This window comes from Streptomyces anthophorae, assembly GCF_049310305.1.
Lineage (GTDB): Bacteria > Actinomycetota > Actinomycetes > Streptomycetales > Streptomycetaceae > Streptomyces.
The window spans coordinates 857,022-873,361 of the sequence record NZ_JBLWQQ010000001.1 but is presented as its reverse complement, the minus strand read 5'-3'; the positions used below and the strand labels follow the sequence as shown (position 1 = coordinate 873,361).

Sequence of the window (16,340 nt, the reverse complement as noted above, 5' to 3'; positions counted from 1 at the left end):
ATGAGTGACAAGCTGCGGATCGTCGTCGGCTGCGACGACGCCGGATTCCAGTACAAGGAGGCGCTGAAGCAGGACCTCCTGGCGAGCGACCTGGTCGAGTCCGTCACCGACGTGGGCGTGGACGCCGAAGGCCACACCGCCTACCCGACCATCGCCATCGAGGCCGCCGAGCGCGTCGCCCGCGGCGAGGCCGACCGGGCGCTGCTGATCTGCGGCACAGGACTCGGCGTGGCCATCGCCGCCAACAAGGTCAAGGGCATCCGGGCCGTCACCGCGCACGACTCCTTCTCCGTCGAGCGCGCGGTCCTCTCCAACAATGCCCAGGTCCTCACCTTCGGCCAGCGCGTCGTCGGCCTCGAACTGGCCCGCCGCCTCGCCGCCGAGTGGCTCACCTACCGCTTCGACGAGCAGTCCGCGTCCGCCGCGAAGGTCCAGCTGATGTGCGACTACGAGGCCGCCTGATGAACGCCCCCGTCCTGCTCGGGGTGAGCCTGAAGATGTACTTCGGCCACCACGAGACCCTCAACTGGTCCCGCCGCGTCGTGCGGTTGGCGGACCGGCACCCGGCCGTCACCAGCGGCAAGGCGCGCCTGTTCGTGCTGCCCGCCTTCCCGGCGATCGTGCCGGTGGCCGGGATCCTCGCGCGCGGCGCCGTCGACGTCGGCGCGCAGGACATCGCCACGGAGGACGTGGGCGCCTACACGGGCGAGGTGTCCGGGCCGCTCCTCAAGGAGATCGGCTGCCGGTACGCCGAGGTCGGGCACGCCGAGCGCCGCCGCCTGTACGGGGAGGGCGACACGGTCGTCGCCGCGAAGACCGCGGCCGCGCTGCGCAACGGCCTCACCCCGGTCCTGTGCGTCGGCGAGCTCGACCCCGTGGAGCCGGAGGAGGCCGCCCGCCGCACCGTCGCCGAGGCCGCCCGCCTCCTGTACGGCCTGGAAGGCCCGGTCGTCCTCGCCTACGAGCCGCAGTGGGCCATCGGCGCACCCGAACCGGCCTCGCCCGGACACATCACCACGGTGTGCGCGGCGCTCGGGGAGTGGCTCGACTCCCGCCCCCAGCACACCGGTTCCACCGTGATCTACGGCGGCAGCGCGGGCCCCGGCCTGCTCACCCGCCTGGGCGGCTCCGTCGGCGGCCTCTTCCTCGGCCGGTTCGCCCACGACCCGGAGGCCGTCGCGAGGATCCTCGACGAGATCGAACCCGCCGACACCCCCGACTCCCGCGCGGAGGTGGCCTGACATGGCGTACGGCATCAGCACCTACGCGTACTTCTGGCGGATCTCCTCGCGCGCCCCGCGGCCGATGACGGCCCTGGACATGCTCCAGGACATCCACCGGCTCGGCGGCCAGGTCTTCCAGATCTGCGACTACGCACCCATCGAGACGTACGACGACGCGCAGCTCGCGGAGGTGCGGACGGTGGCGGCCGACCTCGGTGTCGTCCTCGAACTCGGCACCCGCGGCATCGCCCCCGACCACCTGGACCGCTACCTCCGCATCGCGGAGAAGCTCGGTGTCACCTTCGTGCGCTCCATGCTGCACACCGCCGACCACAAGCCGGACGTCACCGAGTCCGTGACCCTCCTCAAGCAGGTCATCGGCAGGTACGAGGAGCAGGGCGTCACGCTCGGCCTGGAGACCTACGAGCAGGTCGCCACCGCCGACCTCGTGGACGTCGTCCGCACCGTCGACAGCCCCCGCCTCGGCATCGTCGTCGACCCGGGCAACTGCGTGGCCCGCCTGGAACACCCGTCCCAGGTGGTCGAGTTGACCGCGCCCTACGTGGTGAACGTGCACGTCAAGGACTTCGCGTTCAGCCGCAGGGACGGCTGGGTGGGCTTCACCTACGCCGGAGCGCCGCTCGGCACGGGCCTCCTCGACCACGAGTCGATGATCGCCGCCGTCCGGGACCACGCCCCGGACCCCGCGTCGGTCAACCAGATCGTGGAGCACTGGCTCCCGTGGCAGGACGGTGGCTTCGATGCCACCGCCGAGCTCGAACACCAGTGGACCAAGCACAGCATCAGCACACTCCTGAAGGGCGAATGAACATGGCCGCCGAGAACAACAAGACCGTTGCCGTCATCGGGGCCGCCGGCAAGATGGGCCAGCGTGTCTCCAACAACCTGGTCGAGAGCGACTTCACCGTCCTCTTCTCCGAGAATTCCCCCAAGGGCCAGGAGCTGATCCGCTCGCTCGGTCGCGACCTGACCGACTCCGAGACCGCCGCCCAGGTGGCCGACGTGCTGATCCTGGCCGTCCCGGACATCGTCCTCGGCAAGGTCTCCGAGCAGCTCGTCCCGCTTCTGAAGCCGGGCGCCGTCGTCCTCACCCTCGACCCGGCGGCCGCGTACGCGGGCCTGCTGCACCCCCGCGCCGACGTGCACTACGTGTGCGCGCACCCCTGCCACCCGTCGGTGTTCCTCCAGCGCAGGACGCAGGCCGAGCTCGACGACACCTTCGGCGGCATCGCGGCCCCGCAGGAGGTCGTCGCCGCGTACGAGGGCGGCGACGAGGACAAGCAGCAGCTCGCCGAGTCCGTCATCCGCGTCATGTACGCGCCGGTCGTCGACGTCCACTGGGTCACCGTCAAGCAGCTCGCCGTCCTGGAGCCGACGCTCGTGGAGACCATCGCCTGCATGGTCGGCGCCCTGCTCAACGAGGCGCTGCACGAGACCGTGCACACCGTCGGCGTCCCGGAGAAGGCCGCCCGCGCCATGCTGCTCGGCCACACCCAGGTCGCCCTCGCCAACACCCTCAAGGGCGACAACCCGTTCTCCGACGCCTGCCTGATCGCCATGGACTACGGCCGCGACTCCATCGTCAAGGACGACTGGAAGAAGGTCTTCGACGACGGCGAGCTCGACAAGGTCATCACGAAGATGCTGAAGATCAAGGAGATCCGCCGCTGACCCGACACCTTCGTCGGCCCCACGCGCTCAGGCCCCCGCCCGGAACGCCCCCGGTGTCACCCCGGTCCGCAGCCGGAAGAACTTCGTGAAGTCACTGGGGTCGTCGAACCCGAGCCGCCCCGCCACCTCCTTCGCCGACAGGCCGCTGTGCCAGAGCAGCCGCTTCGCCTCCAGGAGGACCCGGTCGTCGACGTACTGCTTCGCGGTGCGCCCCGTCGCGGCGAGGGCGGCACGGGTCAGGGTGCGGGGGCTGTAGCCGAGGGCCGCCGCGTAGTCCTCGACGCGGCGGGTCACCGCGTGGTCGCGCTCCACGGCCGCGTGGAAACGGTGGAAGGTGTCGCGCGACGCGGCCGGCGCCGGATCGCGCACCGCCGCGAGCCGCATCACCAGCACCGAGAGCAGCGCGCGCAGCACCTCCGCGTGGCTGCCCAGCGGGAGCGAGGACATCGCCCCGTACTCGTACGTGAGGTGCTCCACGGCCCGGCGCACCGACTCCGCGTCCGGGCCGCGCGGGGTCAGCGGGACCTGTTCGTACGGCGGGTCCATGTGCGCCGCCGAGACGATCGCCGGCGGCAGGAAACCGGCCTTGAACAGCACGATCACGCCGTCCGCCGACGCCAGATCCGGGCCGAAGCGCTGCACCTGCCCCGGACGGATCCACAGCCAGGACCCCGGGCGCAGCTCGTACTCGACGAAGTCCACGGCCACCCGCAGCGGGCGCTCGCGGGCGCCGATCAACTGGTGGAAGACGGGACGCAGCGGCGCGTACGGGTCGTTGCCGTGCCGCAGCGAGCGGTCGTGCAGGTCGGCCAGCTCCGCCACCTCGACACCCGTCGGTGCCCCCACGGTCGGCGTGTACGCGAGATCCCGGACTTCAAGGCGTTCCTGTCTGATTTTCCCCATCGTGAGTCCCGAGCGTACCGCTGCCGCCCTCTCCTCGCCGCCTAGCGTGAAAGCACAGGTCAGCGACGTGTGAGGAGTGTCCTGTGCGATTGGTCGTGGGAATGACGGGAGCGACGGGTGCCCCCTTCGGTGTCCGGCTCCTTGAGTGTCTGCGCGAGCTGCCGGACGTGGAGACGCACCTGGTGCTGTCCCGCTGGGCGCGCACCACCATCGAGCTGGAGACCGGTCTGTCCGTGGCCCAGGTGTCCGCGCTCGCCGATGTCACCCATCATCCCGACGACCAGGGCGCCACCATCTCGTCCGGCTCGTTCCGCACCGACGGCATGGTCGTCGTGCCCTGCTCCATGAAGACACTCGCGGGCATCAGCGCCGGTTACGCCGACGGGCTCGTGGCCCGTGCCGCGGACGTCGTCCTCAAGGAGCGGCGCAAGCTCGTCCTCGTCCCGCGCGAGACACCGCTGAGCGAGATCCATCTGCGCAACATGCTCGAACTCGCCCGTATGGGCGTGCAGTTGGTGCCGCCCATGCCCGCGTTCTACAACAACCCGCGCACCGTCGACGACATCGTCGATCACATCGTCGCCCGGGTCCTCGACCAGTTCGACCTGCCCGCCCCGGCCGCCGAGCGCTGGGCGGGCATGCGCGCCGCCCGCGCCGCACGCGTCGCCGAGGCCGCAACTTCCGTACCGTACGAAGGAGTTCACCACCATGCCGTATGACGATCTGCGGAGCTTCCTCGGCACCCTGGAGAAGGAGGGGCAGCTGCTGCGCATCTCCGACGAGGTGCTGCCCGAGCCCGACCTCGCGGCCGCCGCCAACGCGACGGGCCGCATCGGGGAGAACGCCCCCGCCCTGCACTTCGACAACGTCAAGGGCTTCACCGACGCCCGGATCGCGCTGAACGTGCACGGCTCCTGGGCCAACCACGCCCTCGCGCTCGGACTGCCGAAGAACACGCCGGTCAAGGAGCAGGTCGAGGAGTTCGCGCGGCGCTGGGACGCGTTCCCCGTCGCCCCCGAACGCCGCGAGGACGCTCCCTGGCGCGAGAACACGCAGCAGGGCGACGACGTCGACCTCTTCTCCGTCCTGCCCCTCTTCCGTCTCAACGACGGTGACGGAGGCTTCTACCTCGACAAGGCCGCCGTCGTCTCCCGCGACCCCGAGGACCCGGAGAACTTCGGCAAGCAGAACGTCGGCACGTACCGCATCGAGGTCATCGGCGCCAACCGCCTCGCCTTCCAGCCCGTCCCGATGCACGACGTCGCCCAGCACCTGCGCAAGGCCGAGGAGGTCGGCGAGGACCTGCCCATCGCCATCACCCTCGGCAACGACCCGGTGATGGCGATCGTCGCCGGCATGCCGATGGCGTACGACCAGAGCGAGTACGAGATGGCCGGCGCGCTGCGCGGGGCGCCCGCCCCGATCGCCACCGCGCCGCTCACCGGCTTCGACGTGCCCTGGGGCAGCGAGGTCGTCATCGAAGGCGTCATCGAGTCCCGCAAGCGGCAGATCGAGGGCCCCTTCGGCGAGTTCACCGGGCACTACTCGGGCGGCCGCCGGATGCCCGTCATCCGCGTCGACCGTGTCTCGTACCGCACGAACCCGGTCTTCGAGTCCCTCTACCTCGGCATGCCGTGGACCGAGTGCGACTACCTCGTCGGACCCAACACGTGTGTGCCGCTGCTCAAGCAACTGCGCGCCGAGTTCCCCGAGGTGCAGGCCGTCAACGCGATGTACACGCACGGACTGATGGTGATCATCTCGACGAAGAAGCGGTACGGCGGCTTCGCCAAGGCCGTCGGCATGCGTGCCATGACGACTCCGCACGGGCTCGGATACGTGGCCCAGGTGATCGTCGTCGACGAGGACGTGGACCCGTTCAACCTGCCGCAGGTCATGTGGGCGATGTCGGCGAAGGTCAACCCGAAGGACGACGTCGTCGTCATCCCGAACCTCTCCGTCCTCGAACTCGCTCCCGCCGCCCAGCCCGCCGGTATCACCAGCAAGATGATCATCGACGCGACGACGCCCGTGGCGCCCGACGTCCGCGGCAACTTCTCCACGCCCGCCAAGGACCTGCCCGAGACGGCCGAGTGGGCGAAGCGGCTCCAGGACATGATCGCCGCCCGCTGACACCCGTCGCATCTCTTCCGAAAGGCCAACACCCATGAACGACAAGCTGGTTGACGGGGCCGAGTGCCCCCGCTGCCCCGCCGACACCGTCACCCTCCTCGCCACGTCGCCCGTCCCCGGGGTGTGGGACGTGCTCCAGTGCACCCGCTGCCTCTACACCTGGCGCACGAGCGAACCCGCCCGCCGCACCCGCCGGGACGCCTACCCCGAGGCCTTCAAGCTGACGGACGCCGACATCGAGAACGCGATCGAGGTACCGGCGGTGCCGCCGCTGCGCGTTTGACCTTGACACGGTGACAAGGTCTTCACTGCTTGCCGAGGAGGTGGTCTCGATGACGATCACTGGGCAGGACACGGAGACCTCGCGCGCGCTGCGAGGCCTTGAGGACCGCGATGCGTCGGTGCGGCTGCGGGCCGCGCTGGCGGTCGGCTCGGCGCCCGACCCGCGGTTCGTCGGCACGCTGGTCGAGCGGTGCGCGGTCGAGCCGGAGTTCTTCGTCCGCGACATGCTGACCTGGGCGCTCACCCGGCACCCGGTGGACCTGACACTGCCCGCGGTGATCCGCGAGGTCCGGTCCGAGCGGGCGCAGGCGCGGAGCCAGGCGCTGCACACGCTCTCCAAACTGGGGGACCCCGGCGCGTGGCCGGTGATCACGCGGGAGCTGCTGACCGACCCCGACGAAGAGGTCGCGCGGTGTGCCTGGCGGGCCGCCGCCGTGCTCGTACCGGACGACGAGAGGGAGGCCCTGGCCGGCGTACTCGTGACGCAGTTCGGCCGGGGCGGGCGCGAGACCCGGCTCAGCCTGAGCCGGGTCCTCGTCGACCTCGGCGAGGCGGCCGAGCCCGCCGTGGACGCGGTCGCGCGTGCCGCCGACGACCCGGACGTACGCGCGCACGCGCTCGCCACGCGGCGCGTCCTGCGCGACCCGGACACCGGAATCGGCTTCGCGATCGAGGACGCCAAGCGCGCCGTGGCGCTCGACGGGGCTCCCGTGGTGGACGATTAGGGTCCTTCTGGCGGATCAGGTTGGATGCGGGAGGCCGTGTCCGGTCGGTCCGGCGCGTGGCCAGGGCCCGCGACTCCAGCAAGATCCGTCAGAAGGGTCCCAAGTGTGTTGATCGGTGAGGTGGCGCGGAGGTCCGGGGTCAGTGCCCGCATGCTCCGCCATTACGAGTCGCTGGGCCTGGTGCGGCCCTCGGAACGCACGGGCTCCGGGTACCGCGAGTACTCGGGCGACGACATCCGGCGGATCTTCCACATCGAGAGCCTGCGCTCACTCGGTCTCTCGCTGCGGGAGATCGGGCGCGCGCTCGACGAACCGGGTTTCACGCCCACGGCGCTCGTCGGCGATCTGATCCGGCAGACGCGCGAACGCATCGCGGCCGAGACCGAGTTGCTCACGCGACTCAACCGGATCGACGCCGCGGGCCCCGGTGACTGGGAGGAGGTTCTCCAAGTCGTCGCGCTGCTCCAGGCGTTGGGCTCGAAGAACGCCGACGCCCGGCAGCGGGCGGCCCTTTCGTCGGGCGGTCAGGACGCGATGCCCGTGGAGGCCCTGGTCGAGGCGGTGCTGAACGAGACCGACACCAATGTCGCCGGGGCGCTGCGCTGGGCGCTGGCGCGTTCGGGCGGCGCCGAGGGTGTGCCCCTGCTGGTCGAGGCGCTCGACTCGCCGGTGCCCGCCGTACGGGAACGGGCCGCGCAGTGCCTCGCCGAACTGCCCGGCGAGGAGGCCGCCGCGGCGCTGCGGGAAGCCCTCGTCGGCACCGACGCCGTGGTCCGGGGGCGCGCCGCCGTGGCGCTCGGCAACGGCGGCGCAGCCGACGCGGTGCCGGAGCTCGTCGACATGATCGTGGCGGGCAGGAACGACACCGATGCCGCGGACGCGCTGAGCGTGCTGGCGGGCGACGCCGCGGCGACGGAGGGCATCGCCGCCGCGCTCGTCGACCGCCTCGCCCGCCCCGCCACCGAAGCGCCCGCCCGCGGCCGGCTCACCCAGGCGCTGGCGGGCATCCCGGGGACGACGGCGACGCGCGCCCTCGTCGACCTGTCGGCCGACGAGGACCGCGCCGTGGCCCTGACCGCGACGTATCTCCTCCGGCTGCGCGACGGCGAGAGCTGACGGCCTCGTCGCGGCCGGGGTGCCCCTCGCCACCGCGTGAGCCACTTCGTCGGGAGCCCGTGCGTCAGCCCCGCGTCAGCCGCGTCAACAGGCCCGCGACCAGGGCCGTCTGCGCGGGCACCGTGTCCGGGTGGATGAATTCGCCCTGGGCGTGCGCCCCGTCGCCCACCGCGCCCATGCCGCACAGCACCGGCAGGCCGAGCGCGGCGACGAAGTTGGCGTCGCTGGCGCCGCCGACCGCCGTGTCGGGCAGTTCCCGGCCCTGGTCCGCGGCGACCTCGCGGGCGAGGGCGAGCAGCGGGACGGAGGCGGCCCCCAGGGTCATGGGCGGCCGGTTCCAGTCGCGGTCGATGGCGATGTCCACCCGCGGGTCGCTGACGGCGATGGCGCTGAAGGCGGCGTCCACACGGCTCTGTTCGGCCTCGCTCGTCATCCGGATGTCGATGGCGGCGGTGGCCCGGCCCGCGACCACGTTGGTGCCCGAACCTCCTTGGAAGAGACCGGGGTTGATGGTCGTACCCGCTTCGGGGCGGGCGATCCTGGTGGCGGCCAGGACGAACTCGGCCAGTGCGGTGATCGCGCTGGCTCCGTCCTGCGGTGCGAGGCCGGCGTGCGACTCGATGCCGGTGGCCGTCACCTTGAAGATGGCGGAGCCCTTGCGGGAGGTCTTGACCGCGCCGTGTGCCGTGGGTTCGAGGACGAGGGTGGCATCGACGCCCCGCGCCGTCTCCTCGATCACCGGGCGTGAGGACAGCGAGCCGATCTCCTCGTCGCCGTTGAACAGGAAGGTGACCGTGGGGACGGGGGCGCCGCTCTCGCGGGCCAGTTTGAGGGCCCAAATGCCCTGTGCGAGACCGGTCTTCATGTCGAAGATGCCCGGTCCGCTGATCCGCGCCCGCCCGTCGGGCCCTGTCCGCGGCTGACCCCAGCCCTCCCATCCGTCGAGCGTGCCGGTCGGCCAGACGGTGTCGTAGTGGCCGACGAGCGCGACGTGTCCCGGGGCGGTGCCCGTGTAGGTCAGGGTGAGGATGTCGCCGCACGCGCCGCCGGGGTGACGCTCCTCGTGATCGGGCTCCCCGAGACGCCGCACGGCCAGGTCGCGCAGCAGATCGAGGCCCGCGGCGAGGGCGTCCAGGTCGTAGCTGCCGGTCTCCTGCCCCACGAGCGTCAGGATGTCCTCGACGATGCCGGTCGCGACCTGCTCGGCGCGACCGGTGAAGGCCGCGGTCGTGGCGGTGTGCTCAGTGGTGGTGCTGTCGGGGGATGCCGTCATGGTGAAGTCTCGTGCCCTTCTCGGTGGTGGTACGGGTGCGGGGTGCGGGTCAGCCGATGCCGAACGGGATGCCGAGCAGGTACCAGGCCACGAAGAACGCGACCCAGACGACCCAGATGACGGCGGCGATCGGGATGGTGAAGGAGGCGAGGGTGCCGATGCCCGCGGACTTCTTGTGCTGCTGGATGAAGCCGAGCGCCATCGCGAAGTACGGGCTCATGGGAGTGACGCAGTTGGTGACCGAGTCGGCGACGCGGTAGACGGCCTGGGTGGCCTCGGGGTCGATGCCGATGAGCATCAGCATCGGGATGAGGACGGGTGCGGCGAGCGCCCACAGGGCCGAGCCGGAGGTGATGACGAGGTTCATGAAGGTGATCAGGACGGCGATGCCGACCAGCACGCTCCAGCCGCTCAGCTGGAGGTCCTTGAGGGTCCGGGCGCCCTCGACGGCGAGGACGTTGCCGATGTTCGTCCACTGGAAGTACGCCAGGAACTGGGATATCGCGAAGAACAGGACGAGGATCGGGGCGTAGGTGCGGGTGCCCTCGACGAGCCCCTCGACGAGGTCGCGGGGGCGGGAGAAGGTCCCGGAGGCCTTGCCGTAGACCCAGCCGAGCAGGGCGAAGAAGACGAAGAGGACGATCGACATTCCCGTGACCACCGGGGACTCCACGAGGGAGCCGCCCTTGCCGCGCAGGGGCGAGCTCTCGGGAATCATGCCCGCGGCCACCACCGCGACGAAGCCGAGGGCGGTCAGCCCGGTCGCCCGAAGGGCGCGGAGCTGCTGGGGAGTCGTCTCGATCTCCTTGAATTCCTTGGCGCTCAGCGCGCTGACCGGTTCGTCGGGCTGAAGGTCGGAGCGCTTGGCGATGACCTTGTCGACGACGAGCGTGATCACCAGGGCCACGAGGACGGACGAGCCGAGGGCGAAGAAGTAGTTGGCGATCGGGGTGACGTGGTAGTCGGCGTCGATCGTGTGGGCGGCGGCGGTGGAGATCGACGAGAGCAGGGTGTCGGTCGTGGTGATCACCGGGGAGGCGTCGTAGCCGGCGGATACGGAGACGTACGCGACGATGCAGCCGAGCACCGGACTGCGGCCCGCGGCGCGGTAGATGAGCGCTCCGAGCGGGATCAGGGTGACGTACGCGGCATCGCCCGCGACATGGCCGACCATCGCCGTCATCGACAGCGCGAAGGTGAGGTACCGGCCGGGCACGCGGGCCACCATGCGGCGCAGCAGCACCGTGAACAGGCCGCTCGCTTCCGCGATGGAGATGCCGAAGCCGACGATGAGGATCGTGGCCAGCGGCGGGAAGGTCGCGAAGTTCTCGACTGCTCCCTCGATCATCGTCGTGACGCCGGCCTTGCTGAGCAGGCTGCGCACCGCGATGGTGTCACCGGTTCCGGGGTGCGTGGTGCCGACTCCGGCCGTCGCGAGGACCGCGCTGAGGAAGATCACGACGCCGGCGAGGATCCAGAACAGCCAGAAGGGGTGGGGGAGTCTGTTGCCGACCTTCTCGATCGCGGCGAAGGAGCGGAACGCGGCGCGCAGCATGCGCGAGGGCGGCTCGGTCGGCCGGGGCTCGGTGGTGAGGGAACTCATGGGGCCTCTTCACGCGGTCAGGGGACGGGGACACGAGGTGCCGGCAGTGGGGGAGCCGGTGGGAGGCGTTCCGTAAGGGGACGTTGTCGCACACCCTGACAGTGGAATAAGAGATTCTCTAGAGGTCACGCGTAACATCGGGATTAATCTGCACCCAGAGGGGATCGCATGACTTCTCCGTCACTCGACGAGCTCGACCGGCGCCTCATCGGGGCGCTCCATCTGGCGCCCCGCGCCACCTGGGACGACATCGGCGCGGTCCTGTCCGCCGACGCGGGCACCCTCAAGCGCCGCTTCGACCGGCTGCACGAGGCCCGCATGGTCCGTGTCATCGGACAGGCCGCCTGGGGCATGCACTCCACGGCGATGCCGGTGCACGTGTTCCTGGACGTCACGGGCGCCACGCCGCTCGCTGTCCTGGAGCGGCTCCGCGGTCTGCCCCATCTCCAGCACCTGGCGCAGATCTCCGGGGACCATCCGCTCTACGCCGTGGTGCACGCCCCGTCCGAGGCGGCTACCGGCGAGGCCGTCGACCGGATGTTCTCCGTCCCGGGCGTCCGGCGCGTCAACGCCCTGCCCGCGCTGCGCACCCTGCGCCGGGGCATCACCTGGGACCCGGGCTTCCTGTCCGACGACGAACGGGCCGGCCTGCACGAGCTGACCGGCGTGCGCCCTGAGGGCACCGCGGTCGCGGCGCCGCCCGGCAAGCCGCCGAGCGAGGCCGAACGCGCCGTGGTCGCGCACCTGATGGCGGACGGCCGCGCCCCGGCCGCGGCCGTCGCACGGGCCGTTGGTCTGGCCACGTCCACGGCGCACCGCGTCGTCCGCCGGGTCCTGGACGAGCGCTGGGTCCAGCCGCGCCTGGAGACGGTCTCGCAGTGGCTGGGCTTCGACACCGCGTTCCTGCTGCGGCTGCGGGTCGCGCCCGGTTCCACCGCCGACGTGATGGGGCGCATCGACCGGCTGCCGCAGACCCGGCTCACCGCCCATGTCGCGGGAGACCTGTCCGTGCTGTGCACCGGGCTCGTCGCCGACCGCACCGCCCTGGCCGCGTTCATCGACGACGAACTGGCCAGGGTGCCCGGCATCGTCAAGGCAGGCGTGGACGTCATGCTCACCGAGCCGCGCCGCTACTGGCTGGACCGCGACCGTGCCTCGGGCCTCGGGGAGTTCCACGCGCCGGCGCTGCTGTGAGGGGCTTCGGCTCCCACGCCGCGCCGGCCCGCGGTCACTTCAGCCAGCTGTCCACCAGCTGCTTGTTGCCGTCGATCCACTCCTTCGCGGCCTCCTGCTCGTGCCCCGTGCCCTTCTTCTGGAGGAGGAGTTCCAGGCTGCCGAGCTGGCTGCTGTTCATGCGGAAGTTCTTGAGCCAGCCCGCGACCTCGGGGTTGGCCTTGGAGTAGCCCTTGGAGGCGACCATCTGGACCTTGTCGGGCTTGCCGTAGGCCTTCTTGGTGTCCTTGAGGACCTTGAGCGGCATCTTGGTGTACGCCCAGTGCGGCCGCCAGAGCGTGACCACGATCGGCTTCTGGTTGTTGATCGACTTCTGGAGGGCGGAGAGCATCGCGGACGTGCTGGACTCGGAGAGCTCGTACTCTGACTTGAGGCCGTAGTCCGGCATGACGGGGGAGCGGGTCAGCCGCATCAGCCCTGAGCCCGCCTCGATGCCCACGATCTTGCCGCCGAACTCCTTCGACTTCCCCTTGAGGTCCTCGATGGTGTTGACGTCCTTGACGTACTTGGGGACGGTCAGGTTGAGGTCGGCCGGCTCGTACCAGGTGCCGAGCTTCTCCATCTTGGGGCCGAGCTTCTTCCAGTACGTCTCGTGGGTGACCGGCAGCCAGGCGTCGAGGTAGACGTCGGCCTGCTTGTTGGCGATGCCGGTGTACGTGCTGGCGATGTCCAGGTCACGGACGTCGACCTTGTACCCCTTGTCCTCAAGGATCTGCTTCCACAGGAAGGTCGCGGAGACACCCTCGTCCCAGCCGGCGACATAGGCCAGCTTGACCGTCTTCGAGCCGCCGCCGCTGTCGTCGTCGGAGCCCCCCTCGACCTTCGAGGTGTTCCCGCTGCATGCGGTGGCGAGCAGGGTGAGCGCGGCGGCGGTGCAGCCGAAGAGGTAGGTGGTGCGGCGGCGGCGATTGCGGATCATGGCTGGAGCTCCTGTCTTCACGCGGAAACCGGAGTGGTGGACGAGGCGGGAGAGGGCGACTTCTCCGTGTCGGCCACCGGGGTCGTGCCGGTGCGCCCGCGGCCCGGACGGCGGCGTATGCGGGGGGTGGCGAGGGCACTGGTGACGCGGTCGAGGAAGATGGCGAGGAACACGACGGCGAGGCCGCCCTGGAAGCCGATCCCCACGTCGAGCTGGCTGATGCCGCGCACCACGATGGTCCCCAGGCCGTCGGCGCCGACCATGCCGGCGATGACGACCATGGAGAGCGCAAGCATGATGACCTGGTTGATGCCGGCCATGATCGAGGGCAGGGCCAGGGGGAGTTGGACACCGCGCAGGATCTGGCCGTGCTTGGCCCCGAAGGCGTGCGCGGCCTCCACGACCTCCGGATCGACCTGCCGGATGCCCAGTTCGGTGAGGCGCACGGCGGGCGAGACGGCGAAGGCGATGGTGGCGACGACGCCTGGGACGAGCCCGATGCCGAAGAAGAAGACGGCCGGGATGAGGTAGACGAAGACCGGCAGCGTCTGGAGGAAGTCCAGGACGGGCCGCACCAGCGTGCTGGCCAGCGGGCTGCGCGCGGCCCAGATGCCGATCGGCACCCCGATGACCACGGCGAACACCGACGCGACCACGACGACGGCGAGCGTCTGCATCGCCGGGGTCCACAGGCCCATGCCCTGGATCAGGAGGAACGCGGCCAGGGTGTAGACGGCGAAGAACCAGCCGCGCGCGAGGAACGCGAGAACCGTGAACACCGCGATGATGACCAGCATGTGAGGGGCTGTCAGCACGAAGAGGACCGCGTTGACCAGTCCCGTCATCACGGAGGTGACGGCGTCGAAGAGACCACTGAGGTTCTCGGTCAGCCAGTCGACGGCCTTGTTGACCGGGGTACCGAGATCAACGCTGAACAGCATCGGCGACCTCCTCCTGTGAGCTGCCTGATGCTTCGGAAGTATCGTCCCGATCGCGGGAGTTGGTGGCCTGCGGTGCGGAGAGAGCGGTGAGCAGTGCCGCGCGGGGCACGACTCCGAGCAGTCGACCGTCGTCGTCGGTCACGGCCAGCGGCACCGAGTACCGCCCGGCCGCCGGGAACAGGTCCACGAGCAGTGTGTCGGGGCCCGCCCGCCCGTAGGCATCGCTCAGGCACTCCGGGCTGTCGCGCAGCGCGGCGTGCCCCGCGTCGGCGGCCCGTGCGACGGCGTCGTCGTGGGCCACGCCGGCCACGCCTCCGTCGGCGTCGAGGACATAGACGGCGCCCGCCTCGAGGTCCGCCAGGGAGCGCAGCACGTCGCGCGGGTCGTCGTCGAGGCCCGCCGTCGCCAGCGGCTCGCGCATGACGGCGCGGGCGGTCAGCACGCGGGAGCGGTCGACGTCGGAGACGAAGTCGCGCACGTAGGCGTCGGCGGGGGAGTCGAGGATGTCGGTCGCGGTGCCGAGCTGCACCACGCCCCCGTCGCGCATGACCATGATCCGGTCGCCGAGCCGCATCGCCTCGTTGAGGTCGTGGGTGACGAAGACGATGGTGCGGCGCAGATCGCGCTGGAGGCCGAGCAGCAGGTCCTGCATGTCCCGGCGGATCAGCGGGTCGAGGGCGCTGAACGGCTCGTCCATGAGCATGATCTCGGCGTCGGTGGCCAACGCCCGTGCCAGGCCGACGCGTTGGCGCATGCCGCCGGACAGGGCGCTGGGGTAGGAGTCGGCCCAGTCGGCGAGGCCGACGGTGCGCAGCGCCCAGTCCGAGCGCTCCTGTCGCTCGGCGGCGGTGCCGCCGCGCAGCCGGATGCCGTACGCGGCGTTCTCGCGGACCGTGCGGTGGGGGAAGAGCGCGAAGTGCTGGAAGATCATGTTGACCTTGCGGTTGCGCAGTTCGCGCAGGTCCGCGTGGTCCATCGCCAGCAAGTCCCGCCCATCGACGCGCAGTTCGCCCGAACTCGGCTCGACGAGGCGGTTGAGCATCCGGAGCAGGGTCGACTTCCCGGAACCGGACAGGCCCATGACGACGAAGAGTTCGCCGGGCTCCACGGTGAAGGACACGTCGCGCACCGCGTGGACCGTGCTGTCGGCGGTCTCGAAAATCTTGTTGAGCCGTGCTGCTTCTATCACCGTGCCCCACCTCCGGGGAACCGCGCGAGGCGGTTGGAACGCATGTCCGAGCTGGTGTTTCGCAATGCGCAACAGATGTGCAGTACGGTGTGACGATGCCGTTGATCGTGACGGCGCGTCAAGGCTCTTGCGTATGGGCAACCGCGAATTAACGTCGACGAGTGGCTAGTTGGGCCGTCGGAGCGGGGCGGGAGGGTGCTGTGATGACGACCGGCAGTCGTGGGCGAGCGCGCGACCGTGCGGTCCAGTCCGTCGACCGGGCCGTGTCGGTGCTTCAGATCCTGGCGGTCCGCGGCTCGTGCGGCGTCACCGAGATCGCCGGACAGCTCGGCGTCCACAAGACGACCGTGTTCCGGTTGCTCGCCACCCTGGAGGCGCGCGGCCTCGTCGAACAGGGGGCGGAGCGCGGCCGTTACCGGATCGGGCACCCGCTCACCGAGATCGCCGCCGCGGCGGTCGCCAGGACCACCGACCTGTTCCTCGTCGGCCGCCCCGTCTGCCAGGAGCTGGCGCGGGCCGCCGGTGACACGGTGAACGTCTCGGTCCGCGAGGGCCGGGACGTGGTCACCGTCGGGCAGGTGGCCGGGGAGGCCGCGATCGCGAGCGTCGACTGGGTGGGCAGGCGCTGCCCACTGCACGCCACCGCCGCGGGCAAGATCTTCCTCGCCCACCCCGCCCCCGACCGGCACGGGCGGCTGCCCGCGGAACTGTCGAACGGGGAGGGCCTGGAGCGCTACACCCCGCACACCATCACCGGCGAGGAGCACCTCGCGGCGGACCTCGCCGCCGTACGGGAACGGGGTTACGCCGTCTCGTTCGAGGAGCACGAGATCGGGCTGGTGTCCCTGGCCGCGCCGGTCCACGCCCTCGACGACACGGTGGTCGCCGCCGTGACCCTCTCGGGCCCCGCCTTCCGCATCCGCGAGGACACCGTCCCCGACCTGGCCGGGCAACTGCTGATGGCCGCCAAGCAGATCTCCTGGCGGCGGGGGCAGGTCAAGCGGGGCTGAGCGCGGCGCGGCCGCTCCCGCGGCGATCGTCACCGGTGTGCGCAGGCGCTTCCTGGATAGGCTCCCGGTATGAGCAGCAAAGGTCGCGCGCGGGACAC

17 protein-coding genes are annotated in these 16,340 nt (G+C 70.8%); 11 read left to right on the top strand and 6 right to left on the bottom strand.

What is annotated here, in order from left to right; translation table 11 throughout:
- From ACNYS0_RS03830 to ACNYS0_RS03815, 4 genes are read left to right on the top strand one after another with little or no spacing between them, the layout of a single operon-like run.
- Positions 1 to 462 (top strand): ribose-5-phosphate isomerase, encoded by a 462-nt coding sequence (locus ACNYS0_RS03830; RefSeq protein WP_422471207.1) that lies wholly within the window; start codon positions 1 to 3, stop codon positions 460 to 462.
- The gene (locus ACNYS0_RS03825; RefSeq protein ID WP_422471206.1) at positions 462 to 1,241 is read left to right on the top strand and encodes a triose-phosphate isomerase; all 780 of its coding nucleotides are present in this window, start codon (positions 462 to 464) and stop codon (positions 1,239 to 1,241) included. Before ACNYS0_RS03830 ends, ACNYS0_RS03825 begins: the two co-directional genes overlap by 1 nt.
- Position 1,242: 1 nt before the next feature.
- Positions 1,243 to 2,052, top strand: a complete 810-nt coding sequence (locus tag ACNYS0_RS03820) for a sugar phosphate isomerase/epimerase family protein (RefSeq protein ID WP_422471205.1) — start codon at positions 1,243 to 1,245, stop codon at positions 2,050 to 2,052.
- A gap of 2 nt (positions 2,053 to 2,054) precedes the next feature.
- Positions 2,055 to 2,915, top strand: coding sequence for a phosphogluconate dehydrogenase C-terminal domain-containing protein (locus ACNYS0_RS03815; RefSeq protein WP_422471204.1), 861 nt, complete (start codon positions 2,055 to 2,057; stop codon positions 2,913 to 2,915).
- A gap of 27 nt (positions 2,916 to 2,942) precedes the next feature.
- On the opposite strand, the gene ACNYS0_RS03810 is transcribed toward ACNYS0_RS03815, so the two are convergent.
- Positions 2,943 to 3,761 carry a helix-turn-helix transcriptional regulator gene (locus ACNYS0_RS03810; protein ID WP_422471203.1) on the bottom strand — a complete coding sequence of 273 codons (819 nt, stop codon included), beginning with the start codon at positions 3,759 to 3,761 and terminating at the stop codon, positions 2,943 to 2,945.
- 140 nt (positions 3,762 to 3,901) lie between these two features.
- Here ACNYS0_RS03810 and ACNYS0_RS03805 point away from each other — a divergent pair, with 140 nt between their 5' ends.
- The 5 genes from ACNYS0_RS03805 (at position 3,902) to ACNYS0_RS03785 (ending at position 8,074) form a co-directional block, all read left to right on the top strand.
- Positions 3,902 to 4,537, top strand: a complete 636-nt coding sequence (locus tag ACNYS0_RS03805; protein ID WP_422413017.1) for a non-oxidative hydroxyarylic acid decarboxylases subunit B — start codon at positions 3,902 to 3,904, stop codon at positions 4,535 to 4,537.
- Positions 4,527 to 5,951, top strand: coding sequence for a non-oxidative vanillic acid decarboxylases subunit C (gene vdcC, locus ACNYS0_RS03800; RefSeq protein WP_422471202.1), 1,425 nt, complete (start codon positions 4,527 to 4,529; stop codon positions 5,949 to 5,951). The genes ACNYS0_RS03805 and vdcC overlap by 11 nt, the downstream gene beginning before the upstream one ends.
- 34 nt (positions 5,952 to 5,985) lie before the next feature.
- Entirely contained in the window at positions 5,986 to 6,234 is a 249-nt protein-coding gene (locus ACNYS0_RS03795; RefSeq protein ID WP_422471201.1) for a non-oxidative hydroxyarylic acid decarboxylases subunit D, read from the top strand.
- A gap of 49 nt (positions 6,235 to 6,283) precedes the next feature.
- Positions 6,284 to 6,958, top strand: a complete 675-nt coding sequence (locus ACNYS0_RS03790; RefSeq protein WP_422471200.1) for a HEAT repeat domain-containing protein — start codon at positions 6,284 to 6,286, stop codon at positions 6,956 to 6,958.
- A gap of 105 nt (positions 6,959 to 7,063) precedes the next feature.
- A complete protein-coding gene (locus ACNYS0_RS03785; RefSeq protein ID WP_422471199.1) occupies positions 7,064 to 8,074 on the top strand; it encodes a MerR family transcriptional regulator in 1,011 nt (336 codons plus the stop codon).
- Positions 8,075 to 8,138: 64 nt separating this feature from the next.
- Here ACNYS0_RS03785 and ACNYS0_RS03780 read toward each other — a convergent pair whose 3' ends face one another.
- Together ACNYS0_RS03780 and ACNYS0_RS03775 are read right to left on the bottom strand one after the other, a co-directional pair.
- The gene (locus tag ACNYS0_RS03780) at positions 8,139 to 9,347 is read right to left on the bottom strand and encodes a M20 family metallopeptidase (RefSeq protein ID WP_422471198.1); all 1,209 of its coding nucleotides are present in this window, start codon (positions 9,345 to 9,347) and stop codon (positions 8,139 to 8,141) included.
- A 49-nt stretch (positions 9,348 to 9,396) separates the two neighbouring features.
- On the bottom strand, positions 9,397 to 10,950 hold the full coding sequence (locus tag ACNYS0_RS03775) for an AbgT family transporter (RefSeq protein WP_422471197.1): 1,554 nt from the start codon (positions 10,948 to 10,950) through the stop codon (positions 9,397 to 9,399).
- A 168-nt stretch (positions 10,951 to 11,118) separates the two neighbouring features.
- Between ACNYS0_RS03775 and ACNYS0_RS03770 the strand changes: the two genes are divergently transcribed.
- Positions 11,119 to 12,144 (top strand): AsnC family transcriptional regulator, encoded by a 1,026-nt coding sequence (locus tag ACNYS0_RS03770; protein ID WP_422471196.1) that lies wholly within the window; start codon positions 11,119 to 11,121, stop codon positions 12,142 to 12,144.
- Between the two features lie 34 nt (positions 12,145 to 12,178).
- On the opposite strand, the gene ACNYS0_RS03765 is transcribed toward ACNYS0_RS03770, so the two are convergent.
- From ACNYS0_RS03765 to ACNYS0_RS03755, 3 genes are read right to left on the bottom strand one after another with little or no spacing between them, the layout of a single operon-like run.
- A complete protein-coding gene (locus ACNYS0_RS03765; protein WP_422471195.1) occupies positions 12,179 to 13,102 on the bottom strand; it encodes a glycine betaine ABC transporter substrate-binding protein in 924 nt (307 codons plus the stop codon).
- Positions 13,103 to 13,119: 17 nt separating this feature from the next.
- Positions 13,120 to 14,043: an ABC transporter permease gene (locus ACNYS0_RS03760; RefSeq protein WP_422471194.1), complete on the bottom strand. Its 924-nt coding sequence runs from the start codon at positions 14,041 to 14,043 to the stop codon at positions 13,120 to 13,122.
- A complete protein-coding gene (locus ACNYS0_RS03755) occupies positions 14,027 to 15,232 on the bottom strand; it encodes a quaternary amine ABC transporter ATP-binding protein (protein ID WP_422471193.1) in 1,206 nt (401 codons plus the stop codon). The genes ACNYS0_RS03760 and ACNYS0_RS03755 overlap by 17 nt, the downstream gene beginning before the upstream one ends.
- Positions 15,233 to 15,435: 203 nt before the next feature.
- On the opposite strand from ACNYS0_RS03755, the gene ACNYS0_RS03750 reads away from it, so the two are divergent.
- Positions 15,436 to 16,242, top strand: a complete 807-nt coding sequence (locus ACNYS0_RS03750; protein WP_422471192.1) for an IclR family transcriptional regulator — start codon at positions 15,436 to 15,438, stop codon at positions 16,240 to 16,242.
- Positions 16,243 to 16,340 lie beyond the last annotated feature (98 nt).

Coding starts and splice junctions, on each gene's coding strand:
- ACNYS0_RS03830 (WP_422471207.1), top strand. CDS start 1: ATGAGTGACAAGCTGCGGATCGTCGTCGGCTGCGACGACGCCGGATTC.
- ACNYS0_RS03825 (WP_422471206.1), top strand. CDS start 462: ATGAACGCCCCCGTCCTGCTCGGGGTGAGCCTGAAGATGTACTTCGGC.
- ACNYS0_RS03820 (WP_422471205.1), top strand. CDS start 1,243: ATGGCGTACGGCATCAGCACCTACGCGTACTTCTGGCGGATCTCCTCG.
- ACNYS0_RS03815 (WP_422471204.1), top strand. CDS start 2,055: ATGGCCGCCGAGAACAACAAGACCGTTGCCGTCATCGGGGCCGCCGGC.
- vdcC (WP_422471202.1), top strand. CDS start 4,527: ATGCCGTATGACGATCTGCGGAGCTTCCTCGGCACCCTGGAGAAGGAG.
- ACNYS0_RS03795 (WP_422471201.1), top strand. CDS start 5,986: ATGAACGACAAGCTGGTTGACGGGGCCGAGTGCCCCCGCTGCCCCGCC.
- ACNYS0_RS03790 (WP_422471200.1), top strand. CDS start 6,284: ATGACGATCACTGGGCAGGACACGGAGACCTCGCGCGCGCTGCGAGGC.
- ACNYS0_RS03780 (WP_422471198.1), bottom strand. CDS start 9,347: ATGACGGCATCCCCCGACAGCACCACCACTGAGCACACCGCCACGACC.
- ACNYS0_RS03775 (WP_422471197.1), bottom strand. CDS start 10,950: ATGAGTTCCCTCACCACCGAGCCCCGGCCGACCGAGCCGCCCTCGCGC.
- ACNYS0_RS03770 (WP_422471196.1), top strand. CDS start 11,119: ATGACTTCTCCGTCACTCGACGAGCTCGACCGGCGCCTCATCGGGGCG.
- ACNYS0_RS03765 (WP_422471195.1), bottom strand. CDS start 13,102: ATGATCCGCAATCGCCGCCGCCGCACCACCTACCTCTTCGGCTGCACC.
- ACNYS0_RS03760 (WP_422471194.1), bottom strand. CDS start 14,043: ATGCTGTTCAGCGTTGATCTCGGTACCCCGGTCAACAAGGCCGTCGAC.
- ACNYS0_RS03750 (WP_422471192.1), top strand. CDS start 15,436: ATGACGACCGGCAGTCGTGGGCGAGCGCGCGACCGTGCGGTCCAGTCC.